This is a genomic window from Nonomuraea sp. NPDC046570 (genome assembly GCF_040645915.1).
Lineage (GTDB): Bacteria > Actinomycetota > Actinomycetes > Streptosporangiales > Streptosporangiaceae > Nonomuraea.
In genome coordinates this window covers 416371-440412 of the sequence record NZ_JBEYZF010000002.1, presented here as the reverse complement: position 1 = coordinate 440412, position 24042 = coordinate 416371, and the positions used below count along the sequence as shown (strand labels likewise).

Here is a 24042-nt window from a genome sequence, read left to right as displayed (position 1 = left end):
CCAGTCAGGATCGGATTCACAGAGCCATACCCCTTGAGTTGACCGGGGGGGTGTTGACGGCAAGTACAGCCAGGAGATGTCACGGGTTGGTACAGAGCACACTGTCGTTACTGTTTCGTTATTACACCGATCCTTTTCGGCTACCGCCGACAATGCGAAGGTCAGCGGGGCTAAGGAAAGGTTCCGCGACACGAAACCAACGCTGGACAGAGGAGCGCCTTTGGCGCGTTCCAGAGCGCCGCAATTCCAGCCGGTCAGGGGACACTTGCGCGATCGCCGTATCGGATATTGAGACGGATGGGGCGGGATATGCCGCCCGTTACCCGTTCAGGCCTTGGTGGCGTCGTCGACGACGATCTGGGCGACCTCGCGCATACTGAGCCTGCGGTCCATCGAGGCCTTCTGGATCCAGCGGAAGGCCTGCGGCTCGCTCCAGCCGTGCTGGGTCATGAGCAGGCCCTTGGCCCGCTCGACGAGCTTCCTGGTCTCCAGGCGGCCCGACAGGCTGGACACCTCGGCGGCCAGCGCGACCATCTCCTCGTGCCTGCTGACCGCCATCTCGATCGCGGGCACCAGGTCGGCCTTGGTGAACGGCTTGACCAGGTAGGCCATCGCACCCGCCTCACGGGCCCGCTCCACCAGGTCGCGCTGGGAGAAGGCGGTGAGGATCAGACACGGGGCTATCCGGTCGGCGACGATCCGCTCAGCCGCGGAGATGCCGTCCAGAACGGGCATCTTGACGTCCAGGATCACCAGGTCGGGGCGGAGATCCGTGGCGAGCCGAATCGCGGTCTCACCGTCGCCGGCCTCTCCGACGACGATGTAGCCGTCCTCCTGGAGCATCTCCTTGAGGTCGAGGCGGATCAGGGCCTCGTCTTCCGCGATCACTACTCGCCGCTGCGTACTCACGAGCAGAAGAGTACCGAGGTCCGCTACATTAGATCCACGCCGGTAGCCCCTAATGATCGACTTCATGGGCGGGCTCCGGCGTCAGGAAACCGGACATATCCGGGTTTCTTGCCGGAATGATGGAATAGGCAGACATAGGCGCCTCAAAAGCGCCCGCCTGAGAGGGCGTGCGGGTTCGAGTCCCGCTTCCGGCACCTCGCTACACCTGGCCTCCCAGCCCCGTCCTCCGGAGCGCCACCGCGCCGCGAGGCGGTGCCTCCGGCGGAGACCGGTATTTTGGGCCTGTGACTGCTATCGATCCCGCCACCACCGGAGCCCACGGCGTGGGCCTGGCCACCATCGCCGCCGACGGTACCGTTCTCGACACCTGGTTCCCCGCCCCCGAGCTCGGCGACCCGCCGACCGCGGGCACCGAGCGGGTGTCCGCCGAGGAGGCGGGCGAACTGGCCGCGCTCGTCGGCCCGGACCCGGCGCGCGGGGTGGAGCTGGTGGCGGTGCGCACCGGCATCGCCAAACTGTCCGAGCCGCCGGTGGACGCCCACGACGCCTACCTCAGGCTGCACCTGCTCTCGGCCCGCCTGGTCCGCCCGCACGGCCTGAACCTGGACGGCCTGTTCGGCCTGCTGACGAACGCGGTGTGGACCAACCACGGCCCGTGCCAGGTCGAGGGCTTCGAGTCGACGCGGAGCAGGCTGCGGGCCAAGGGCGCGGTGACGGTGTACGGGGTGGACAAGTTCCCCCGGATGGTCGACTACGTGCTGCCGCCGGGCGTGCGGATCGCCGACGCCGACCGGGTACGGCTGGGCGCGCACCTGGCCAGCGGCACCACCGTGATGCACGAGGGCTTCGTGAACTTCAACGCGGGCACGCTCGGCGCGTCCATGGTGGAGGGCCGGATCTCGGCCGGTGTCCTGGTCGGCGACGGTTCCGACGTGGGCGGCGGCTCCTCGATCATGGGCACCCTGTCGGGCGGCGGCAAGGAGGTCATCTCGATCGGCGAGCGCTGCCTGCTGGGCGCGAACGCCGGCGTGGGGATCTCACTGGGCGACGACTGCGTGGTGGAGGCCGGCCTGTACGTCACGGCGGGCACGAAGCTGACGCTGCCCGACGGCCGCGTGGTCAAGGCCAGGGAGCTGTCCGGCGCGAACGGCCTGCTGCTGCGCCGCAACTCGACCACGGGCGCGGTGGAGGCGGTCGCGCGCAAGGGCACGGGCATCGAGCTCAACGCCGCCCTGCACGCCAACGACTGACCGACGGTACGGCTACCGCGTGGCGATAGCCGTACCCACATTCCACGGCGCGTTCAGGAGGCGTGGGAGACTGCGGAGCCGATCGTGTGGACGCGCAGGGCGTTGGTGGAGCCGGGGGTGCCGGGAGGGGAACCGGCCACGATGACGACCTTGTCGCCCTTCTCCAGGCGGCCGAGCGACAGCAGCGCCGACTCCACCTGGCGGACCATGTCGTCGGTGTGGTGCACGAACGGCACGTGGAAGGTCTCGACGCCCCAGGTGAGCGAGAGCTGGCCGCGCACGTGCGGCGCGGAGGTGAAGGCCAGCAGCGGGATCGGGGACCGGTAGCGGGCCAGGCGGCGCGCGGTCTCGCCCGACATGGTGAAGGCGATCAGCGCCTTGGCCCCGACGATGGCGCCCACCTCGGCGGCGGCGCGGGCGATGGCGCCGCCGGTGGTCTCGGGCATCCGCTCCAGGGTGTGGGTGGCGTGCAGCGAGGACTTCTCGGCGGCGCAGGCGATGCGGTCCATGGTGGCGACGGACTCGATCGGGTAGTCGCCGACCGAGGTCTCGCCGGACAGCATGACCGCGTCGGCGCCGTCCATGACGGCGTAGGCGACGTCGGAGGCCTCGGCGCGGGTGGGGCGCGGCGCGTTCATCATCGAGTCGAGCATCTGGGTGGCGACGATGACCGGGCGGGCCTTCTCCCGGCACAGCTCGATGATGCGGCGCTGGACGATCGGCACCTCCTCCAGCGGCAGCTCCACCCCGAGGTCGCCGCGGGCGACCATGATGCCGTCGAACGCCTCGACGATCTCCGGGAGCCGTTCGACGGCCTGCGGCTTCTCGATCTTGGCGAGCAGCGGGAGGCGGACGGCCTCCTGCTCCATGATGTTGCGGACCACGTCGGCGTCCGAGGGGCGCCGGACGAACGACAGCGCGATCATGTCGAAGCCGATGCGCAGCGCCCAGCGCAGGTCGGCCTCGTCCTTGTCGGTGAGAGCGGGGGCGCTGACGTTGACGCCGGGCAGGTTGAGGCCCTTGTTGTCGGAGATCATGCCGCCGATGACGACCCGGGTGGAGACGCGCTGGCCGTCGACGCGGGTGACCTCGAGGACGACGCGGCCGTCGTCGATGAGCACGGTGTCGCCGGGCCGCACGTCGCCGGGCAGGCCCTGGTACGTCGTGGAGACCTGCTCGCGGTCTCCCGGCACGTTCTCGGTGGTGATGGTGAAGACGTCGCCGAAGCCGAGGCGGACCGGGCCCTCCGCGAAGGTGCCGACGCGGATCTTGGGGCCCTGCAGGTCGCAGAGCACGCCTACGCCGCGGCCCAGGTCGGCCGCCACCTCCCTGACCCGGTCGTAGACCTCTTTGTGCAGCTCATGAGTGCCATGGCTGAGGTTGAACCGGGCCACGTCCATGCCCGCGGAGATCAGCTCGCGAAGGCGTTCGGGGGACGAGGTGGCAGGGCCGAGAGTGCAGACGATTTTTGCGCGACGAGTCACGAGTCCTACCTTAATTGGTACAGACCACTTGGCAGTCACGCTGTGGGGAAATCCCGGTGACAATCGGCTAGCGGCGGTGAACGGCAGGTAGCGAACGACGCCTACGAAGGTATCCCACCCAGGAGACCAGCACGAGCAGGGCGACGCCGAGGCGGGCCAGATTCGTGTGCTCCTCCGGGTAGATCACGCCTTCGATGTAGTAGTCGATGAAGCCGCTCACGGGCAGCCCGGCCATGCCCGCGTTCTGCCTGGCCCAGTCCTCGACGACGGTCAGCGGGCACTCCAGGCCGGTGAGGACGGAGGCGACGCCCCAGGCGGCGACGCCCAGGTGCGCCCAGATGGTGCGCGGCCATCGCCAGGCCAGGAAGCCGCCCACGGCCATGTAGGCCAGGAACAGGAAGTGCACCACCATCACGCTGTCCGCGAGGAGGCGATACGTCATGCTTCGACGGTACGCCTCACTTCTTGATCGTCACGGCGTTCCACGCGTCCACGACGCCGCGGCCGTAGAAGCCGTTCTTCGATGCGGATCCCTCGCAGGTGTGCGTCTGCGTCTCGCCGAACCCCTTGTAGGCGTGTGCGCGCGGGCTCGGGCAGGCCTTCCTCGTGGCGCTGGCGTACAGCATGCTCTCCACGGTCTTCGGCGCCAGGTGCAGCCCGCCCTTGCCAGGCTTGCCGAAGCGGCTGATCAGGAGCGCGGCGACGCCGGTGGCGTGCGGGGCGGCCATGGAGGTGCCGTCGAGGTACTGGTAGTAGGCGCAGGTGCCGCCGGTGCAGTCGCGCACCACCTCGGTGGTGGTGGGGGCGCCGGACTTGCCGATCTTGCCTTCGCGGCGCAGCACGGCCTCGGGCGCCGCGGCGAGGATCGACCGGGTGGGCGACAGGCCGCCGCCGTCGGTCATGTCGCCACCGGGCGCGGCCAGGTCGGCCTGCTCGATGCCGTAGTCGGAGTAGCGGGCCTTGCCGCCCGACGGCCCGACCGAGGAGACGGAGATGACGCCCTTGGACTCGGCCGGGACGTTGAGGCAGGAGTTGTCGACCTTCCGGGACCGCTCGCCGCCCTGCGGGTAGTTGGGGCTGCTGGCGTCGGCGCGCGGCTTGCCCAGGTCGAGGGAGCCGTTGCCGAGCGCGGAGATCAGCGTGACGCCCTTGCCGCGGGCGTAGTCGAGGGCGCGCTGCATGCCGGTGATCACGCCGCGCTGCTCCAGGCGCTCACGCTTGCTGTCGCCCTTGGCGTTCGCGCAGTTGAACAGCCACGGGTCGACGTAGTAGCTCATGTTGACCACGTCCACGCCGATGTCGGCGGCGTAGGTGAGCGCGTCGAGGCTGGGCTTGAGGAAGAACAGACCCGAGTCCTGGCCCGCGCGCAGGTTGACGAGCTGCACGCCGGGGGCGACGCCCGCGATGCCCTTGCCGTTCAGCGGCGAGGCGATGGTGCTGGCGACGTGTGTGCCGTGCCCGTCGTCGTCGACGTCGACCGGGTCCTTGCAGCCCTTGTACTCGCAGGGGCCGTCGACGGTCTCCCCGTTGGGGTCCTTCGGCTTGTCGGTGACGAAGTTGCGGCTGAGCTCGCGGTTGAAGTTGGGCGCGATGTCGGGGTGCTTGCCGTCGATGCCGGTGTCGATGACGCCGACCAGCACCTTCCGGCTGCCCGGCGTGGTGCGGTTGGCGCGGTCCGCGCCGATCATCCGCATGTCCCACTGCCGCTTGGCGAGCGGCTCTCCCTTGGCGACGGTCGAGTTCACATCGGGCGCGGTACGGCCGACGGCCACTCCTGACGCGGTACGGCCATGCCCGGCCGCGGCGGTGGAGCCGATCCTGCGGTCGGTGGAGACGCCCACGATCGCGTCGCTGTCGCCGAGCCGGTCGACGAAGCCGTCGTCGGCCCTGGCCAACACGTACCCGAGCCGCTCCTCGGTGGCGACGGCCGAACCGCCGCCCGCCCGGATGGCGTCGACCGCCCTGCCCTGCCCCCCGTCGGCGTAGAAGACGAGGTAGTCACGCTGGGGCCCCTGCGCCGCCGCGGGGGCGCACGCGGCGAGCGCGCCCACCAGACCCAGAGCCGTCAGGCCACCGCTGAACCTCCGCATGCCCACCCCCATCCACCCCGCCCTTGATCACACCAGACGAGCATCTTCTCGACAGCTATCCCCCAACGCAAACTTCTTCATGTTATGAGACGACATTTCATGCCGTGGATGGCGAAAGCGGCTGAGAACGTACCCCTGGCCTGCGAAAGCGACGCGCACGCCCCGGCTCGCGGGGCGTGCGCGTCGTCGGCGGACGATCAGACCAGCGGCCGGGCCGTCGGCAGGATCGGGTACGGCAGCGCCGTGTCACCCCCGGACAGGAAGCGGTCGACCCCGGACGCGCAGGCCCGGCCCTCCGCGATCGCCCACACGATGAGCGACTGCCCCCGCCCCATGTCCCCCGCCACGAACACGCCCTCCACACCGGACATGTACGTCTTGTCGCGGGCCACGTTGCCCCGGCCGTCGTAGAAGCCGTCACCGGCCAGCGCCGCCAGATCCCGCAGCAGCGCCCCCTGCTCCGGCCCGACGAAGCCCATCGACAGCGTGACGAGGTCGGCGGGGATCTCCCGCTCGGTCCCAGGGATCGGCCTGAAGCCCTGGGCGGGCCCCTCCACGTCGACCAGGCGCAGCGCGCGCAGGTTGCCCGCCTCGTCCCCGACGAACTCGGTCGTCGAGACCGCGTACACCCGCGCGCCGCCGCCGTCGGCGAGCTCCTCGTGCGCGCTCTCCGTCTTGAACAGGAGGGGGAAGGTCGGCCACGGCTGCGAGCCGGGCCGCGCGGCGGGCGGCTGCGGCATGATCTCCAGCTGGGTCACCGAGGCCGCGCCCTGGCGGATGGCCGTGCCGATGCAGTCGGCGCCGGTGTCACCGCCGCCGATGACCACCACGTGCCTGCCCTCGGCCGAGATCGGCGAGACGGGGTAGTCGCCCTCCTGGACCTTGTTCGCCGGAGGGAGGTACTCCATCGCCTGGTGGACGCCCTTGAGCTCGCGCCCGGCGATCGCCAGGTCACGCCACCGGGTGGCGCCGCCGGCCAGCACGACCGCGTCGAAGCGGGCGCGCAGCTCGGCCGCGGTGACGTCCACCCCGGCGTTGACGCCGACCCTGAACTCGGTGCCCTCGGCCCGCATCTGGGCCAGGCGCCGGTCGATGTGCCGCTTCTCCATCTTGAACTCGGGGATGCCGTAGCGCAGCAGCCCGCCGATCCGGTCGGCGCGCTCGAAGACCACCACCTCGTGCCCGGCCCGGGTGAGCTGCTGGGCGGCGGCCAGGCCCGCGGGGCCCGAGCCGACGACCGCGACCTGCTTGCCCGTCCGGACCGCGGGCGGCTGCGGGACGACCCAGCCCTCCGCGAAGCCGCGGTCGATGATCTCGACCTCGACCCGCTTGATCGCCACGGGGTCGGCGTTGATGCCGAGCACGCACGCCGCCTCGCACGGCGCGGGGCACAACCGCCCGGTGAACTCCGGGAAGTTGTTGGTCGCGTGCAGCCGTTCGAGCGCCTCGCGCCAGTCGTCGCGGTAGACGAGATCGTTCCACTCGGGGACGAGGTTCCCGAGCGGGCACCCGTTGTGGCAGAACGGGATGCCGCAGTCCATGCACCGCGCGGCCTGCTTGGTGAGGGCGGGCTTGGGGAAGTCCTCGTAGACCTCCCGCCAGTCGCGGATGCGGACGTCCACGGGGCGGCGGGCCGGCAGCTCGCGCCCGTGCGTGAGGAAACCCTTCGGGTCAGCCATCGGTGTACCCCCCTTATCCCTGGACCGCGGCCGTCATGACGGCCTCGTCGATGTCGCGTCCCTCGATGCGGGCGGCCTCGGCGGCCCGCATCACCCGCTTGTAGTCGGTCGGCATGATCTTGGCGAACCGGGCGAGCGCGGTCTCCCAGTCGGCCAGCAGCGACTTGGCGACCGGTGAGCCGGTCTCCGCGAAGTGCTTCTCGACCGTCTCGTGCAGGAACTCCGCGTCGTCCTCGGCGAGCTCCTCGATGGCCACCATCTCCCGGTTGACCCGTTCGGGACGCGGGTCGAGCAGGTAGGCGATGCCGCCGGACATGCCGGCCGCGAAGTTGCGCCCGGTCTCGCCGAGCACCACGACCCGGCCGCCGGTCATGTACTCGCAGCCGTGGTCGCCCACACCCTCGACGACCGCGGTGGCGCCGGAGTTGCGGACGCAGAACCGCTCGCCCACCACGCCCCGGATGAACGCCTCACCGGAGGTCGCGCCGTAGAGGGCGACGTTGCCGGCGATGATGTCGCCGTCCAGCGGCGCGGCCTCGTGCGGACGCAGTGTGACGCGCCCGCCGGACAGGCCCTTGCCGAGGTAGTCGTTGGCGTCGCCGGTCAGCCGCAGCGTGATCCCGCGGGGCAGGAACGCTCCGAAGGAGTTGCCCGCCGAGCCGGTGAACGACACGTCGATGGTGTTGTCCGGCAGCCCCTGCCCGCCCCACTTGCGGGTGACGTGGTGGCCGAGCATGGTGCCGACGGTCCGGTTGACGTTGCGGATGGGCAGGTCGAGGGTGACCGGCTCGCCGTACTCGATGGCGCCCTCGGCGAGCGCGATCAGCGTGTTGTCGAGCGCGTGCTCCAGGCCGTGGTCCTGCTCGACGACCCGGCGCAGCGCTGTGCCCGCGGGCAGGGACGGCTGGTGCAGGATCGGCGCCAGGTCCAGGCCGCTCGCCTTCCAGTGGTTCTCGGCGGCCGACACGTCCAGCAGCCCGACCTGGCCGATCGCCTCGTCCAGCGAGCGGAAGCCCAGCTGGGCGAGGTATTCGCGGATCTCCTCGGCGATGTACTCGAAGAAGGTGACCACGAACTCGGGCTTGCCGGTGAAGCGCCCGCGCAGCTCGGGGTTCTGCGTGGCGACGCCGACCGGGCAGGTGTCCAGGTGGCAGACGCGCATCATCACGCAGCCGGAGACCACCAGCGGGGCGGTGGCGAAGCCGTACTCCTCGGCGCCGAGGAGGGCCGCGATGATCACGTCGCGGCCGGTCTTGAGCTGGCCGTCGACCTGGACCACGATGCGGTCGCGCAGGCCGTTCAGCAGCAGCGTCTGCTGGGTCTCGGCCAGGCCGAGCTCCCAGGGGGCGCCGGCGTGCTTGAGCGAGGTGAGCGGCGAGGCGCCGGTGCCGCCGTCGTGGCCGGAGATGAGCACCACGTCGGCGTGCGCCTTGGAGACGCCCGCCGCCACCGTGCCGACGCCGACCTCCGCGACCAGCTTCACGTGCACCCGCGAGCGCGGGTTGGCGTTCTTCAGGTCGTGGATGAGCTGGGCCAGGTCCTCGATGGAGTAGATGTCGTGGTGCGGCGGCGGCGAGATGAGGCCGACGCCGGGCGTGGAGTGCCGAGTCTTGGCGATCCACGGGTACACCTTGTGGCCGGGCAGTTGGCCGCCCTCGCCGGGCTTGGCGCCCTGGGCCATCTTGATCTGCAGGTCGTCGGCGTTGACCAGGTACTCCGACGTGACGCCGAAGCGGCCGGAGGCCACCTGCTTGATCGCCGAGCGGCGGGTCGCGTCGTACAGGCGGGCCGGGTCCTCGCCGCCCTCGCCGGTGTTGGACTTGCCGCCGAGCCGGTTCATCGCGATGGCGAGGGTCTCGTGCGCCTCCATCGAGATGGAGCCGTAGGACATCGCGCCGGTGGAGAAGCGCTTGACGATCTCGCTGACCGGCTCGACCTCCTCGATCGGCACCGGGAGCCGCTCGCTCTTGAACCGGAACAGCCCGCGCAGCGTCATCAGCCGCTCGGCCTGCGAGTCGACCAGGTCCGTGTACTCCTTGAAGATCTCGTAGCGGCGGCCGCGGGTGGCGTGCTGCAGCTTGAAGACCGTCTCGGGGTTGAACAGGTGCGGCTCGCCCTCACGCCGCCACTGGTACTCGCCGCCGACCTGGAGGCGCCGGTGGGCGTTCTCCGCGCGCGGGTAGGCGTGACCGTGGCGCAGCGCCGCCTCCTTGGCGAGCACGTCGAAGCCGACGCCGCCGAGGCGGGAGGTGGTGCCGGTGAAGCAGGCGTCGATGACCTCGGAGCCGAGGCCGAGGGCCTCGAAGATCTGCGCGCCGGTGTAGGAGGCGACGGTGGACACGCCCATCTTGGACATGACCTTGATGACGCCCTTGCCGTACGCCTTGATCAGGTTGCGCACGGCCTTGCGCTTGTCGAGGCGGAGCGCCCCGGTGTCGACCAGGTCCTCGACGGACTCGATGGCCAGGTAGGGGTTGACCGCGCCGGCGCCGTACCCGATGAGCAGGGCCATGTGGTGGCACTCACGGGCCTCGCCGGTCTCGACGACCAGGCCGATCTTGGTGCGGGTCTTCTCCTGGATGAGGTGGTGGTGCACCGCGCCGGTCAGCATCAGCGACGGGATCGGCGCGAGCGCCGGGGAGGAGCCGCGGTCCGACAGCACGATGATCCGCGCGCCGCCGGCGATCGCCTCGGACACCTCGGCGCAGATCTCCTCCAGCCGGTGCCGCAGCGCCTCGCCGCCGCCGGAGACCTGGTAGAGGCCCGAGACGACGTACGGGTGGAAGCCCGGCAGGGCGCCCTCGTCGTTGATGTGGATGATCTTCGCGAGCTCGTCGTTGTCGATCACCGGGTACGGCAGGACGAGCTGCCGGCAGGAGGCCGGTCCCGGGTCCAGCAGGTTGCCCTCGGGGCCGAGGGTGCTGGCCAGCGAGGTGACCAGTTCCTCCCGGATGGCGTCCAGCGGCGGGTTGGTGACCTGGGCGAAGAGCTGGCTGAAGTAGTCGAACAACAGCCTGGGCTTCTCGCTGAGCACCGCGACGGGCGTGTCGGTGCCCATCGAGCCGATCGGCTCGATGCCGGCCCGCGCCATCGGCGACAGGATGATCCGCAGCTCTTCCTCGGTGTAGCCGAAGGTCTGCTGCCGCTTGACCAGCGCCTCGTGGGTCGGGATCTCCCGCGAGCGCGCGGGCAGCTCCTCGAACCGCACCAGCCCGGCGTGCAGCCAGTCCTCGTACGGCAGCGCCGCCGCGAGCTCGGCCTTGATCTCGTCATCTTCGATGATCTTGCCGCGGGCGGTGTCGATGAGGAACATCCGGCCCGGCTGCAGGCGGCCCTTGCGGATCACCTGCTCGGGCTCGAAGTCCAGCACGCCGGCCTCGGAGGCCAGCACGACCAGCCCGTCGGCGGTCACCCAGAACCGGCCGGGGCGCAGGCCGTTGCGGTCGAGTACCGCGCCGGCCAGGGTGCCGTCGGTGAAGGTGATCGAGGCGGGGCCGTCCCACGCCTCCATCATCGAGGAGTGGAACTCGTAGAACGCCCGCCGCGCGGGGTCCATCTCGGTGTGGTTCTCCCACGCCTCGGGGATCATCATCAGCACCGCGTGCGGCAGCGACCTGCCGGTCAGGTGCAGCAGTTCCAGCGTCTCGTCGAAGGAGGCGGTGTCGGAGCCGTCGGGGTCGCAGATCGGGAACAGCCGCGCCAGGTCGCCGGGCAGCGCCGGGGACTCCAGCATCGCCTCGCGCGCCCGCATCCAGTTGCGGTTGCCCTTGACCGTGTTGATCTCCCCGTTGTGCGCGATGTAGCGGTACGGGTGGGCCAGCGGCCAGGACGGGAAGGTGTTGGTGGAGAAGCGCGAGTGCACCAGCGCGATGGCGGTGTCGTAGCGCTCGTCGGACAGGTCGGGGAAGAACGGCTCGACCTGCAGCGGGGTGAGCATGCCCTTGTAGACGAGCGTGCGGCTGGACAGCGAGGGGAAGTAGACGTCGACCTCGTGCTCGGCGCGCTTGCGCAGGCAGAAGGCCAGCCGGTCGAGTTGCAGGCCGGACTCCCCGCCCGGGGAGCTGACGAAGAGCTGCCGGAAGAACGGCATGACCACGCGGGCGCTGGGCCCGGCGTGCGCGGCGTCGACGGGCACGTCGCGCCAGCCGAGCACGGTCAGGCCCTCCTCGGCGGCGATCTCCTCGATCATGCGCACGCCGATCTCGCGCGCCTCGGGGTCGCTGGGCATGAAGGCCGTGCCCACGGCGTAGGAGCCTGGGGCGGGCAGCGCGAACTCCACGTTCGCGCGGAGGAAACCATCGGGGATCTGCGTCAGGATCCCGGCTCCGTCACCGGTGTCCGGCTCGCTACCCTTGGCCCCCCGGTGGTCGAGATTGCATAGAGCGGTCAAGGCCTTCACCACGATCTCGTGGCCGCGTCGCCCTGCGACGTCCGCGACCATCGCGACGCCGCAGGCGTCGTGCTCGTGGGCGGGGTGGTAGAGGCCCTGAGGCTCGGGGAACCCGAGGTGGGCAGCAGGCATTGAATCCCTCCCGTCGTCTTCGTCTGCGTGAGTTACCTGCAGGCGGGGACGACGTTGGCCCTGCTGCTGTGCGGTGGATAGAGGTTACCCCACCATGCCGGAATGGTGCCCACCAGGTCCACATCGCGAACATTGGGAGTCGTTCCGGGATACGGACGTCCATGTCCCAAAGCCCGATACCGGCAGGCCGTTAGAGTGACTCCATGGACCGCGACGATCTCGAGAAACTGCTGGCCGCCTCGGGGGCGGACAGCCGGCGCCTGCGCCACGCCCTGACGCTGCTGTGCGACAACCGGTGGCGGACCCTGGGCGAGCTGGTGCGCGAGTGCGCGACGTCACGGCGGGCGATCGAGGCGCTGCTGCGCACGGTACGGCTGGAGCACTCGGGCGAGCGGTTCCGGGTGCCGCCGGAGCACTCCCCCGACTACCAGGACCTGCTGGCGCTCGGCCCCGGTCCGGCCGACCCCGTGGAGCATCTGCTCCCCCACTACGGCAAGGTCCTCGACCGGCTCGGGACGCTGATCGCGGAGGCGCCGCGCGGGCGGCACGTGCTCGACCACGTCGCGGCCACGCCGGAGACGGTCCTGCGCAGGGCGCTGCTGCTCGGCGCCCGGTTCTGGCTGCCGGGCTCGCGCCTGCTCTGCGTCGGCGACCACGATCTGACCTCGCTGGCGGTCAAGCTGGTCCATCCCGAGGTGGACGTGTGCGTGGTGGACGTCGACGAGCGCATCCTGGCCTACATCGACGCCCAGGAGCTCGGCGTCCGGACCCGCTGGGCGGACCTGCGGCTGGGGTTGCCCGCTTCGGCCCGTGAGCACGATCTGGCCGTCACCGACCCGCCGTACACGCCGGAGGGGGTCGGGCTGTTCGTGGCCCGCGCGGTGGAGGGGCTGATCGACGAGGGCCGGGTGCTGCTGGCGTACGGCGCGGGCGAGCACATGCCGGTGCTCGCGCTCAAGGTGCAGAACGCCCTCTCCGACCTAAATCTTGCGTATGAGGCGATCTACCCAGATTTCAACCGCTATTTCGGTGCCGAGGCGATCGGCTCGGCCGCCGACCTCTACATCCTGCGCCCCACCGGCAAGACCAGACCCGCCGTCGCCGCCAGGATCGACGGCTACGGCACCGCGATCTACACCCAGGGCCCGCAGTCCGTCGAGTCCGCGGCCGCCCAGGTCGCCGCCCTGCCCACCGGCTTCACCCCCGACCTGCTGGTGGGCGACTGGCCCAAGGAACTGCCCGCCCCGAGGACCCGGCTGGCCACCTGGCTAGCCAAGCCGCACGCCTCCGCCCCGCAACGCGTCGCACTCGCCCTGCCCGGCGGCATGGAAGCCGCCCTCCCCCGCCTCCTGCTCGCCACCCGCGCCGCCCACATCACGGTCTCCCTGCCCGACCCCCTACTCGACCTGCGCCCCCTGGCCGACATCCTCTCCCCCGTCTACCAGCTCACCCTCGACGCCCAAACCCTCCAAGCGGTACGGCTCCCGCAGCCCGCCGCCGACAGCGACCGCGTGGTGCGCAGGATCCTCGACAACGCCCACGGCAAACTGGCCAACACCTGGCGCGAGGGCCTCATCGCCGCCGCCCGGAGCAGCGGCGCCGAGCTCACCAAGAACGACGCCAGGACCCTGATCAGGCAGGAGGCCCCCTGGTCGGAGTCGATCACCCCGCTGGAGGCCCCGCTGCACCGCCTGGCCGCGCTGCCCGAGGCGGTGGCGGCCACGGTGGCGGCGCTCAGGCCCCGGTGACCCCGTCGACGCGCTCGCGCAGCAGGTCGGCGTGCCCGTTGTGCCGGGCGTACTCCCCGATCAGGTGCAGGTAGATCATGCGCAGCGAGAAGTCCTCGCCCCTGAGGTCGAAGACGTCGTCGAGGGAGGCCGCGGCGGCGACCGCGTCGCACCGCCTCCACTCCTCGACCAGGCGGGCGTAGTCGGCCTCAGCCTGGCCGGGGTCGGTGTCGTCGAAGTCGACGTCCCTGCGGTCGCCGTCCGGGTAGACGCGGCCGATCTCCTCGCCCGCGAGGCGGCGGCGGAACCAGGTGCGCTCCACCTCGGTCAGGTGACGGATCAGGCCGAGCAGCGACATCGTCGACGGGGCGGCCGGGCGCTCGGCGAGCTGCTCGCCGGTCAGCCCGGCGCACTTGAGCAGCAGGGTCGAACGGTGCCAGGCGAGCAGCGCGACCAGCATGGGGCGCTCGTCCCCCGCCAGCGGCCCGCCGACGCGGGTGACATCGGGTGCGGTCCAGGTCATCGCACCATCATGCCGTCTCTCAGCCGGCCCTCAGCACGCGGTTCTGCACGACCGCGCCGAGGGTGTCCAGGGCGATCTGCGGGCGGGCCAGGTCGGTGGCCGCGCGGCCGGGGACGGGGCCGATCCAGCTCACCGTGACGTAGTGGCCGAGCGCGCGCGCCTGCGCGCGGCTGCGGGCGGGGTCGAAGGAGGCGGCCTGGCGGACGAACGCGTCCTTGGCGAGGGCGGCCACCAGCGCGTCGGCGGCCCGGCCGTCGGCCAGGTTGAAGATCAGGAACTGCCCGGCGATGTTGCCGTCCTCACTGGTGTAGGCGGCGCGCATGACCTGCGTACAGCCGTCGGCGGGGGCGCCCCACAGCACCTCGCCGCAGTCGGCCAGCTCCTCGGCGGGCGCGTCGCGGACCAGGGCGGCGGGCCCGGCGGCCAGCCGTTCGGTCCCCGGGCCGAACACCTCGCCGAGGGTGAGCGGCGCGGCGTCGCTCCGGCGCGAGTCGATGGGCGCGTAGACGACCGAGGTGGGCACACCGGAGAAGCTCGCGGCCCGCGGCTCCTCGGCCCTGGTCCACCACCACACGGCGGCGGCCGACGCGGCGACCAGCAGGACGGCCAGGAGCGCGATGGTGATGCGGCGGGACATGGACAACGAGCTTAGACGCCCTAGGAGGGCGACGGGCCGGTGAGCGTGACGACCCGGCGGTAGAGCGGCTTCTCCGCGCCGCGCACGGTCAGCGCCACGTTGACGAAGTCGTCCTTCGGCTGCGGCTCGGCGCCGTCCGTTCTCGCCACCCAGACCAGGCCGACGTAGTGGCCCATGGCGTAGGCGCCCGCCTCGGAGTAGCCGCCGGGCGTGAAGGTCGCGCCCCGCGTCGCCACGGGCAGCGCCCAGCCGCCCCGGTACATCGTCTTCAGCGAGGCGACCAGCCCGTCGGCGGCCTTGCCGTCGGCCAGGTTGAGCAGGGTGTACTGGGCGACATAACGCCCGTCGGCGCTGGTGTAGATGCCCCTGGCCGCCTGGCTGCAGCCCGCCTCGGCCACCTGCGTGAGCAGTTCCTCGCCCCACAGCGCCAGCGAGCAGTCGGCCTCGACGGTCCTGGCGACCAGCTTGAGCGACAGCTTGCTCTCCCCGGCCAGGGTCTTGGTGCCGAAGATCTCCTTGACCGTCAGCGGCTTGGCGTCCTTGGCCCGGTCGGCCATGGGCGCGAACTCCTTGGGCGAGGACCAGCCATGGAAGATCTGCGGCCGGGTCGCGTGCACGTCCGTCGCGGCCTGCGGGCGGTCGGGGATGGAGTCGGCGCCGAGCGAGGCGATCACGACGGTGAGCACGACCGCGGCCACGACCACCCCGGCGACCGAACCGATGACGGCCAGCAGCCGCTGCTGGGACGGCTTCAGCCCCATCGCGCTGAGGACGGGCAGGTCCCAGTCGGGCGGCGGGGGGCGTCGGCGTTTGCGGGTCTGCCGGGTCGCGGTCACAGCCCTCCGGCCCCGATCAGGTTGCCCAGCCCGAACGTCAGCGCCGCCGCGACGCCGCCGACGACGAGCTGGCGCAGGCCGGAGTACCACCAGCTACGGGCGGTCACCGCGGAGACCAGCGCCCCCGCGCCGAACAGCGCCAGGCACGACAGCACCGCCGACAGCCAGAGACTGGTGACGCCGAGCAGGTACGGCAGAAGCGGCAGCACCGCGCCCACGGCGAAGGAGCAGAACGAGGACACCGCGGCGATCTTGGGCTTGGGCAGGTCCTGGGGGGTGACGCCGAGCTCGGCCTGGGCGTGCACCTCCAGGGCCTTCTCCGGATCGCGGGAGATCTGCGCGGAGACCTCCGCCGCCAGCTTCGGGTCCACGCCCTTGGCGACCAGGGCCTGGGCCAGCTCGGCCTGCTCGGCCTCGGGGTGGCGTTCCAGCTCGCGCCGCTCCACGGCGATCTCGGCCAGGGCCAGCTCGCGCTGGCTGGCCACCGAGACGTACTCGCCGCCGGCCATCGAGAACGCGCCCGCGGCGAGCCCGGCGATGCCGGCCAGCGCGATCACCCTGGTGTCGTCGGAGCCGCCGGCCACGCCGGCGATGAGCGCGAAGTTGGACACCAGGCCGTCCATCGCGCCGAACACCGAGGGCCGCAACCAGCCCCCGTTGACGTCGCGATGCTCGTGGTGGATCTCCGCGCGCCCGCTCATCGCGAGTTCTTCTCTTCCTCTCGTACGGCCTGAGCCTCCCCTTCGGAGCGCTCGGCGTCGTCCTCGGTCCTCTCCACAGTCTCGTCCGCGGCCGTCGCGCCGCCGCTCTCGGGGTCATCCTTCGAGACGGCCTTGGGGGTGCCCGCCGGATCGTCCTCCGCGACAGCCTTGGGAGTGTCCGCCGGATCGTCCTCCGCGACGGCTTCGGGCCCCTTCTCCGAGCCCTCCCCCGGTGGATCGGCCCGCTTCTCCGGCTCGTCGTCGGACTGGTCGTCCGGATGCGCGGGGTCGGGGTCGGCGCCCGCCGCGTCCACCGGCTCGGCGTCCGGCGAGACCACGATCTCCTCGCCCGTCTTGTTCCTGCTCAGCCAGAACAGCGCCAGCGCGCCGACGAACAGCACGATGGAGGTCCACTGGTTGATGCGCAGCCCGAGCAGCGTCACCGCGTGGTCGACGCCGCCGACCGGGTCGATGCGCAGCCCTTCGATCCAGAACCGGCCCAGCGTGTAGCCCGCCACGTAGAGCATGAACAGGCGGCCGTGCCGCAGCGTGAACCGCTTGCCCGCCCAGAGCAGCACGAAGGCCAGCGCCAGGTTCCAGATCGACTCGTACAGGAACGTGGGGTGGTAGAGCACGCCCGGCTCGCCGCCGTGCTGGATGTCGATCTCCAGGCCCCAGGGGAGCGTGGTCGGCCCGCCGTACAGTTCCTGGTTGAACCAGTTGCCCCAGCGGCCGATGGCCTGCGCGAGCGCGATGCCGGGCGCGACGGTGTCGGCCACCGCGCTCAGCGACAGGCCGCGCTTGCGGCAGGCCAGCCACACCCCGACGCCGCCCAGCGCGACCGCGCCCCAGATCCCCAGGCCGCCGTTCCAGATGAACAGCGCCTCGTAGGGTTCGTTGGGCGCCCGGTCACCGAAGTAGAGCTGCCAGTCGGTGATGACGTGGTAGAGGCGCCCGCCGATCAGGCCGAACACCACGGCGGGCACGGCGATGTCGATCATCGTGCCCGGGGTGCCGCCGCGCGCGCGCCAGCGGCGCTCGCTCAGCCAGACCGCGACGACGACGCCGAGCACGATGCACAGCGCATAGGCCCGCAAGGGCAGTGGGCCGAGGTACCAGACCCCCTCTGAGGGGCTGGGAATCGAGGCAAGGGGCATGTCAGGTGACAGTACCGGACCGCGGACTAGTTGGCCGCATCAACGGTCTTGCGCAGTTCCTCCGGGCTGAACAGCACCTGGTTGTCGATCGCCGTGCCGTTGAGCTTGACGGTCGGGGTGCCCTCGATCTTCTGGGCCTGGATGGTCTTGTCGCTGAAGGCGGTCACGGTGGCCGCGTGCTTCTGCGTGGTGACGCAGGAGTCGAAGCCGTCCGCCGTCACGCCCACGTCCTTGCCCCAGGCGACCAGGTCGTCCACCTTGAAGCCCTCGACGGTCTCGTCCGGCTGCTGTTTGAAGAGCTTGTCGTGGTAGGCGAGCCACTGCGGGCCGTCGGTCACGCACATGGCGGCCGCGGCGGCGCGCACCGAGTTGCCGCGGGTGATGCCCTTGTTGAAGTCCTGCGGGAAGATCGTGATGGGGTGGAAGACCACCTTGGCCTTGCCCTCGGCGGCGAGGTTCTTGAACGTGCTGCCGCTGATCTCCTCAAGCTGCTTGCAGGCCGGGCACTGGAAGTCCTCGAAGATGTCGACGACCGGGGAGGTGACGCCCTCCTTGGCCATGACGACCGTGCCGTCGCCCTGCACGGTGATCGGCGCCAGGTTCGCGCCGGCCGCCTCGGACTGGGTCTTGCTCTGGCCGAACCACACGCCCGCGCCGACCGTCGCGACCGCGACCACCCCCACCGTGACGTAGGTGGCGATCTTCTTGCGCATGGCCTGCTTGCGCTCGAGTTCCCGCTGCTGCGCGATGCGCTCCCGCACCGACTTGTCCCGCTCGCCCTTGCCCATCAGTAGCTCTCCTTCATCTCGGGCTCCTCGTCGCCCTCGTCGTCAGCCGTCCGTTCCCCGCCTGCCAGCCCGAGGGCCGAGTCGAGGGCGAAACGGCCCGGCGGGAACCACACGATCCATGCGCCCAGCAGCACGAGGCCGAAGTCACGCAGGATATCGACCAGGTAGGTCGGTTCCTGCCACGCCGCCAGCTGACCGCCGCCGCCGAAGCAGCCGCAGTCGATGCGCAGGCCCTTGGCCCACGCCCAGGCGATGCCGAAGACGAAGGCCAGCATGAGCAGTCCGGCGATCAGACCGGCCGCCCTGGTGAGCAGGCCCACCACCAGCAGCACGCCGATGACGACCTCCAGGATCGGCAGACCGTAGCCCACCGTGGTGGCGAGCGACTTGGGCAGTAGCTGGTACGCCTCGACCGCCAGGGCCGACTCGGCAGGGTTACCGATCTTGAGCCAACCGGCCATGATCAGCACCACGCCGAGAACCAGCCGGGCGACGGTCGTCACCCAGGGTAGCGCCACCGCCGCCTTGCGCGACGAAGGCGGCGCGGGCGTCTGCGAAGTCACGGGCTTTCTCCTATGTCGATGGCACCGGGATGCGCACAGTACCTGGGGGACATCTGATCACGCCCCCGATAAGGCTCAGCTAAGGGGGTCATGATCCGGACTGCCCGGAATGTACCCCTGACGTGCCTCGACGCGGGGGCCGTCGGGCCTCCGCACGCGAAACGAGCGCCTGGCCGTACGGCCAGGCGCCCGGGTTCGTGTGGCGGAGTCAGCGGCTGCGCACGCCCTGTGCCATCTCGGCGGCCAGCTCGCGGATCGAGGCCAGTCCGGCGGCCTCGTCGGGGGCGTCGAGCAGGCGGCGGATGAACGCCGAGCCCACGATGACGCCGTCGGCGTAGGCGCCCACCTCGGCCGCCTGCCGTCCCGTGCCGACGCCCAGACCCACGCAGACGGGCAGCGAGGTGTGCTCGCGGGTTCGGGCCACCAGGCCCTCGGCCGCCACGTTCACGCTCTCCCTGGCGCCTGTGACGCCCATCAGGGAGGCCGCGTAGACGAAGCCGGTACAGCACTCCACGACGGCCTTGATGCGCTCCTCGGTGGAACTGGGGGCGACCAGGAACACCGTGTCGATGCCCGCCGCGGCGGAGGCAGCGCGCCATTCGCCCGACTCCTCGGGCGTGAGGTCGGGGGTGATCGTCCCGGCCCCGCCCGCGTTCGCCAGGTCCCGGGCGAAGCGCTCGGCGCCGTACCGGTCGACCGGGTTCCAGTAGGTCATGACCAGCGTCGCCGCGCCCGACCTGGCCACGCCCTCGACTGTGCGCAGGACGTCGGCGATCCGGGTGCCGTTGGTCAGCGACCGGTGCACCGCGTCCTGGATGGTGGGCCCGTCCATGAGCGGGTCGGAGTACGGCAGGCCGATCTCGATGACGTCGCAGCCCGCCTCGACGAGCGCGGTGGCGGCCGCGACGGCGCCGTCCTTGGTCGGGAACCCGGCGGGGAGGTAGCCGACGAGCGCGGCGCGGTTGTCCGCCTTGGCCTTGGCGAACACCGTCTGGAGAGTCGTCACGGAGTGTCCTAGAGGTTGAAGTACTTCATCGCGGTGCCCATGTCCTTGTCGCCCCGGCCCGAGAGGTTGACCAGGATGGTCGCCTCGGGGCCGAGTTCGCGGCCGAGCTTGAGTGCGCCGGCCAGCGCGTGCGAGGACTCGATGGCGGGGATGATGCCCTCGGTCCTGGCCAGCAGCGAGAACGCCGCCATCGCCTCGTCGTCGGTGATGCCGTGGTAGGCGGCGCGGCCGGTGTCCTTCAGCCAGGCGTGCTCGGGGCCGACGCCGGGGTAGTCGAGGCCGGCCGAGATCGAGTGCGACTCGATGGTCTGGCCCTCGTCGTCCTGCAGCACGTAGGTGCGCGAGCCGTGCAGCACGCCGACCGAGCCGGCGGTCAGCGTCAGCGCGTGCTCGCCGGACTCCAGGCCGTGGCCGCCCGCCTCGTAGCCGTGCAGCGCCACGCTCTCGTCCTGGAGGAAGGCGTGGAAGATGCCGATCGCGTTGGAGCCGCCGCCGACCGCGGCGCAGATCGCGTCGGGCAGCGCGCCGGTGAGCTCCAGGATCTGGCGGCGCGCCTCGACGCCGATGATGCGCGCGAAGTCGCGGACGATCTCGGGGAACGGGTGCGGGCCCGCGACGGTGCCGAACAGGTAGTGGGTGGAGTCGACGTTGGTGACCCAGTCGCGGAACGCCTCGTTGATGGCGTCCTTCAGCGTCTGGCTGCCGTTGGTGACCGGCACCACCGTCGCGCCGAGCAGCTTCATCCGCGCCACGTTGAGCGCCTGGCGCTCGCAGTCGACGGCGCCCATGTAGATGACGCACTCCAGGCCCATCAGGGCCGCGGCGGTCGCGGTGGCCACGCCGTGCTGACCCGCGCCGGTCTCGGCGACCACCCGGGACTTGCCGAGCCGCTTGGTCAGCAGCGCCTGGCCGAGCACATTGTTGATCTTGTGCGCGCCGGTGTGTGTGAGGTCCTCGCGCTTGAGCACGATGCGCGCGCCGCCCGCGTGCTCGGCGAAGCGCGGCACCTCGGTCAGCGTGGTCGGCCGCCCGGCGTAGGTACGCAGCAGGTGGTCGAACTCCCGGATGAAGGCCTCGTCGTGCTTGGCCTTCTCGTACTCGGCGGCGACCTCGTCCAGCGCCGGGATCAGCGCCTCGGGCACGTAGCGCCCGCCGAACAGGCCGAACTTACCGGAGCTGTCCGGGTCGTCGCCGTTGATGCCGTTGCCTGCCAGGTCGGCGGCGGTAAGGGCGGTCATGTCATCCCTCGGATCCGTGGTCGGGTCTCGTCGCGGGGTGGGCGCCGGCGGTCACGAGGGCCTCCACGGCCTTCCTCGGATCCTTGCCGGTCACCAGGCTCTCGCCCACCAGCACGGCGTCGGCCCCCGCACGAGCGTAGGCGAGCAGGTCGTGCGGGCCGCGGACCCCGGACTCGGCGATTCGGATGATGCCGTCCGGGATCTTCGGCGCGAGTTTGGCGAAGACGTCGCGGTCCACCTCGAGCGTCTTCAGGTTGCGCGCGTTGATGCCGATGATCCTGGCGCCCGCCTCGAGGGCCCGGTCGAGCTCCTCCTCGGTGTGCACCTCGACCAGCGGGGTCAGGCCGATCGACTCGGCACGCTCGATCAGCGACACCAGCGCGGGCTGCTCCAGCGAGACCACCATGAGCAGCGCCAGGTCGGCGCCGTAGGCGCGTGCCTCCCAGAGCTGGTAGGAGGTGACGATGAAGTCCTTGCGCAGGATCGGGATGTCGACGCGGGCGCGCACGGCGGCCAGGTCGTCGAGGCTGCCGCCGAATCGGCGCCGCTCGGTGAGCACGCTGATGACGTGGGCTCCGCCGGCCTCGTAGTCGGCGGCCAGCGCCGCCGGGTCGGCGATCGCGGCCAGCGCGCCCTTTGACGGGCTCGACCGCTTGACCTCGGCGATCACCGAGACCTTGTCGCCGCCCAGCGCCGCGTGGGCGTCCTTGGCGCTCGGCGCCTTCGCGGCCCGCGCCTTGAGCTCGTCGAGGGAGACCGCCTCCTGCCGCACGGCCAGGTCGGCACGGACCCCGTCGAGGATCTCGTCGAGCACGCTGGCCCGGTCGTGCCCGCTCATGCGATCACCCTCGCGAACCCCACGTGCCGACTGCTTCGCTCGTTCACGTGATCAGGGTCCCTCCGGTCGACTGTGCTGGGGGTGGCCGGGAGGTCGCTCGTGGCGCTGCGCGCGGCGTCCGCTCCCCACCTTGTCCTGCGATGGTATCGGCCCGGCCGGGGTCGCCCCGCCACAGGGCCCCGCTATGGCGCGAGAAAGGCGCCGAAGGGGAGGTTGCGCACGACCCAGTAGACGATCACCACGGCGAAGAAGGCCCAGATGTAGGCCGGATGCGCGAGCGTCGTCCGGCGCGGGCGGCCCTGCCAGGCCGTCACCAGCCAGCGACCCCACCAGAACAGCAGGAACGGCAGCATCACCACCGCGAGCGGGTTCAGCCCCAGGGCGGCCAGCGGGTCGAGGTGGGCCAGCGCGTGGATGGTACGCAGGGTGCCGCAGCCCGGACAGTACAGGTGGGTCAGCCACAGGAACGGGCAGGTCGGGTAGTGACCCGGCTCGTTCGGGTCGACCGAGCCGACGAAGACGAAGGCGGCCCCCGCCGCCGCGGCGACGCCGAGCGGCGCGAGCACGGCCTTCAGACGGTCCGTGCCGCGCCGTTCGGTGTGGCCAACACTCATCAGTATCCGTACGTCGGGGTGTTCGCCACCAGAACGACGAAGAGCAGGATGTACAGCACGATGACGACGACTTCCACGATGACGCCGACGATCAGCGCGCGCTTCCACCACGTCTTGGCCTCTTCCGAAGCCGCGACGGCGCCCTGGTAGTCGCCGGCCGCCCACTTCGAGTTGACCTGCGACGACTTGACGATGGACACGATGCCGAAGGGCAGGCAGCAGAACAGCGTGGTCAGGATGGCCGCGACAAGGTGGTTGTCCGGCGGCGTCTGAGGAGCGCCGTAACCGCCGGGAGGACCGTAGCCGCCACCGGGCGGCGGGCCGTATCCGCCACCGGGCGGCTGGGCCCCGTAGCCCCCGCTGCCGGGAGGCTGGGCACCATAACCCCCGCTGCCGCCCTGGTTTCCGTAACTCATGCTAACGACTCCTCATGTGGTTCATTGTCGGCGAGTTGCGCGCCGCAGCCTAGCGACACCCCGCTATCCACGTGGAGAAACATCCGTAATTTCGGCAAGTTGTAATGCGAATGCAAGGGTTTGGTGCCTTTTGTGCCGCGTTACGCGGTGGGGTCGTCGCCCCGGTCCATCGCCTCCCACATCGACCTGTCGTCCCGTGCCCTGCTCGCCTCGGGGGCCTGGCGCTCGTACCGGTCCGACATCCCCGGCCACCGCGCCCCGCGCGCCACGGCCACCACACCGGCCACCACCAGCACCAGCCCGCCCGCCGCGGCCAGGTAGGCCCAGACACCCGCCGAGGCCGGCGGAACGGCCTCCGCCGCCGCCAGCGGCCTGCGCCGTAGCGCGAGCTCCACCGCCGTCCCGTCGCCGAGACCCAGCAGGGTCAGCGCGGCCACCCCGGCGCCGCACAGCGCGACGACCGCGCCGATCAGGCGCCGCCACAGCCCCCGGGTGGCCAGGACGGCGACGATCGCGGCCAGCGCGGCCAGCGCCAGCGTCTGCGCGGCGGGCGCGAGCTCGGCGCCGGTCAGCTCGACGGTGTCGTGCGCGCCGCCGAACGCCACCGACACCCACGTCCTGCCCACGGCGAGCAGCACCAGCGCCGCCCCCGCGGCGCAGCCGAGCACCCAGGCCCACAGCCCCCTCTTCGACGTCGGCGGCGCGGCGGCCTCGACGGAGGTCATGACAGGGCCAGGCGGTCGGCGTCGAAGCAGGTGCGGTCGCCGGTGTGGCAGGCGGCGCCCACCTGGTCCACCTGGAGCAGCAGCGTGTCGCCGTCGCAGTCGAGCGCGACCGACTTCACGTGCTGGACGTGCCCGGAGGTGTCGCCCTTCACCCAGTAGGAGCCGCGGCTGCGCGACCAGTAGGTGCCCCGGCCCGTGGTGAGCGTGCGGTGCAGCGCCTCGTCGTCCATCCAGGCGAGCATGAGCACCTCGCCGGTGTCGTACTGCTGGACGATGGCGGGCACCAGCCCGTCGGCATTGCGCTTGAGCCGCGCCGCGACCTGGGGATCAAGGGACATA

22 protein-coding genes and 1 tRNA gene are annotated in these 24042 nt (G+C 71.2%); 3 read left to right on the top strand and 20 right to left on the bottom strand.

What is annotated here, in order from left to right; translation table 11 throughout:
- Window positions 1–327: 327 nt before the first annotated feature.
- Window positions 328–909: a response regulator gene (locus tag ABZ911_RS05690; protein WP_358052241.1), complete on the bottom strand. Its 582-nt coding sequence runs from the start codon at window positions 907–909 to the stop codon at window positions 328–330.
- A 110-nt stretch (window positions 910–1019) separates the two neighbouring features.
- Between ABZ911_RS05690 and ABZ911_RS05685 the strand changes: the two genes are divergently transcribed.
- Together ABZ911_RS05685 and dapD are read left to right on the top strand one after the other, a co-directional pair.
- A tRNA-Leu gene (locus tag ABZ911_RS05685) sits at window positions 1020–1103 on the top strand.
- 90 nt (window positions 1104–1193) lie between these two features.
- Window positions 1194–2159, top strand: coding sequence for a 2,3,4,5-tetrahydropyridine-2,6-dicarboxylate N-succinyltransferase (gene dapD / locus ABZ911_RS05680; protein WP_358052239.1), 966 nt, complete (start codon window positions 1194–1196; stop codon window positions 2157–2159).
- 53 nt (window positions 2160–2212) lie between these two features.
- On the opposite strand, the gene pyk is transcribed toward dapD, so the two are convergent.
- The 5 genes from pyk to gltB form a co-directional block, all read right to left on the bottom strand.
- Entirely contained in the window at window positions 2213–3643 is a 1431-nt protein-coding gene (gene pyk, locus ABZ911_RS05675; RefSeq protein WP_358052237.1) for a pyruvate kinase, read from the bottom strand.
- Between the two features lie 67 nt (window positions 3644–3710).
- Window positions 3711–4085 carry a DUF2784 domain-containing protein gene (locus tag ABZ911_RS05670; protein ID WP_358052235.1) on the bottom strand — a complete coding sequence of 125 codons (375 nt, stop codon included), beginning with the start codon at window positions 4083–4085 and terminating at the stop codon, window positions 3711–3713.
- 16 nt (window positions 4086–4101) lie between these two features.
- Window positions 4102–5733, bottom strand: coding sequence for a S8 family serine peptidase (locus ABZ911_RS05665; protein WP_358052233.1), 1632 nt, complete (start codon window positions 5731–5733; stop codon window positions 4102–4104).
- A gap of 197 nt (window positions 5734–5930) precedes the next feature.
- A complete protein-coding gene (locus ABZ911_RS05660) occupies window positions 5931–7412 on the bottom strand; it encodes a glutamate synthase subunit beta (protein ID WP_358052231.1) in 1482 nt (493 codons plus the stop codon).
- 13 nt (window positions 7413–7425) lie between these two features.
- Window positions 7426–11934 carry a glutamate synthase large subunit gene (gltB, locus tag ABZ911_RS05655; protein WP_358052230.1) on the bottom strand — a complete coding sequence of 1503 codons (4509 nt, stop codon included), beginning with the start codon at window positions 11932–11934 and terminating at the stop codon, window positions 7426–7428.
- Window positions 11935–12137: 203 nt separating this feature from the next.
- Between gltB and ABZ911_RS05650 the strand changes: the two genes are divergently transcribed.
- The gene (locus ABZ911_RS05650; RefSeq protein ID WP_358052228.1) at window positions 12138–13682 is read left to right on the top strand and encodes a bis-aminopropyl spermidine synthase family protein; all 1545 of its coding nucleotides are present in this window, start codon (window positions 12138–12140) and stop codon (window positions 13680–13682) included.
- Here ABZ911_RS05650 and ABZ911_RS05645 read toward each other — a convergent pair.
- From ABZ911_RS05645 to hisI, 14 genes are all read right to left on the bottom strand, one after another.
- On the bottom strand, window positions 13669–14184 hold the full coding sequence (locus ABZ911_RS05645; RefSeq protein ID WP_358052226.1) for a DinB family protein: 516 nt from the start codon (window positions 14182–14184) through the stop codon (window positions 13669–13671). The two genes, ABZ911_RS05650 and ABZ911_RS05645, sit on opposite strands and share 14 nt — an antisense overlap.
- A gap of 19 nt (window positions 14185–14203) precedes the next feature.
- Entirely contained in the window at window positions 14204–14821 is a 618-nt protein-coding gene (locus ABZ911_RS05640; RefSeq protein WP_358052225.1) for a hypothetical protein, read from the bottom strand.
- A 20-nt stretch (window positions 14822–14841) separates the two neighbouring features.
- The gene (locus ABZ911_RS05635; RefSeq protein WP_358052223.1) at window positions 14842–15657 is read right to left on the bottom strand and encodes a hypothetical protein; all 816 of its coding nucleotides are present in this window, start codon (window positions 15655–15657) and stop codon (window positions 14842–14844) included.
- Window positions 15654–16358 carry a VIT1/CCC1 transporter family protein gene (locus ABZ911_RS05630; RefSeq protein ID WP_358052221.1) on the bottom strand — a complete coding sequence of 235 codons (705 nt, stop codon included), beginning with the start codon at window positions 16356–16358 and terminating at the stop codon, window positions 15654–15656. Before ABZ911_RS05630 ends, ABZ911_RS05635 begins: the two co-directional genes overlap by 4 nt.
- Window positions 16355–17515, bottom strand: a complete 1161-nt coding sequence (gene lgt, locus ABZ911_RS05625; RefSeq protein ID WP_358052219.1) for a prolipoprotein diacylglyceryl transferase — start codon at window positions 17513–17515, stop codon at window positions 16355–16357. The genes ABZ911_RS05630 and lgt overlap by 4 nt, the downstream gene beginning before the upstream one ends.
- Before the next feature lie 26 nt (window positions 17516–17541).
- Window positions 17542–18303 (bottom strand): thioredoxin domain-containing protein, encoded by a 762-nt coding sequence (locus ABZ911_RS05620; protein ID WP_358052217.1) that lies wholly within the window; start codon window positions 18301–18303, stop codon window positions 17542–17544.
- Window positions 18303–18866 carry a MauE/DoxX family redox-associated membrane protein gene (locus tag ABZ911_RS05615; protein WP_358052215.1) on the bottom strand — a complete coding sequence of 188 codons (564 nt, stop codon included), beginning with the start codon at window positions 18864–18866 and terminating at the stop codon, window positions 18303–18305. Before ABZ911_RS05615 ends, ABZ911_RS05620 begins: the two co-directional genes overlap by 1 nt.
- Before the next feature lie 208 nt (window positions 18867–19074).
- Window positions 19075–19872 carry a tryptophan synthase subunit alpha gene (gene trpA / locus ABZ911_RS05610; RefSeq protein ID WP_358052213.1) on the bottom strand — a complete coding sequence of 266 codons (798 nt, stop codon included), beginning with the start codon at window positions 19870–19872 and terminating at the stop codon, window positions 19075–19077.
- A gap of 8 nt (window positions 19873–19880) precedes the next feature.
- The gene (trpB, locus tag ABZ911_RS05605) at window positions 19881–21110 is read right to left on the bottom strand and encodes a tryptophan synthase subunit beta (RefSeq protein ID WP_358052211.1); all 1230 of its coding nucleotides are present in this window, start codon (window positions 21108–21110) and stop codon (window positions 19881–19883) included.
- A 1-nt stretch (window position 21111) separates the two neighbouring features.
- Window positions 21112–21948 (bottom strand): indole-3-glycerol phosphate synthase TrpC, encoded by an 837-nt coding sequence (gene trpC, locus ABZ911_RS05600; RefSeq protein ID WP_358052209.1) that lies wholly within the window; start codon window positions 21946–21948, stop codon window positions 21112–21114.
- Window positions 21949–22130: 182 nt separating this feature from the next.
- Complete coding sequence (locus ABZ911_RS05595) at window positions 22131–22562, bottom strand: DUF2752 domain-containing protein (protein WP_358052207.1); 432 nt, start codon at window positions 22560–22562, stop codon at window positions 22131–22133.
- Entirely contained in the window at window positions 22562–22978 is a 417-nt protein-coding gene (locus tag ABZ911_RS05590; protein WP_358052205.1) for a CD225/dispanin family protein, read from the bottom strand. Before ABZ911_RS05590 ends, ABZ911_RS05595 begins: the two co-directional genes overlap by 1 nt.
- 140 nt (window positions 22979–23118) lie before the next feature.
- Window positions 23119–23703, bottom strand: a complete 585-nt coding sequence (locus tag ABZ911_RS05585) for a TIGR02234 family membrane protein (protein WP_358052203.1) — start codon at window positions 23701–23703, stop codon at window positions 23119–23121.
- Window positions 23700–24041 carry a phosphoribosyl-AMP cyclohydrolase gene (hisI, locus tag ABZ911_RS05580; RefSeq protein ID WP_358052201.1) on the bottom strand — a complete coding sequence of 114 codons (342 nt, stop codon included), beginning with the start codon at window positions 24039–24041 and terminating at the stop codon, window positions 23700–23702. Before hisI ends, ABZ911_RS05585 begins: the two co-directional genes overlap by 4 nt.
- Between the last annotated feature and the right edge of the window lies 1 nt (window position 24042).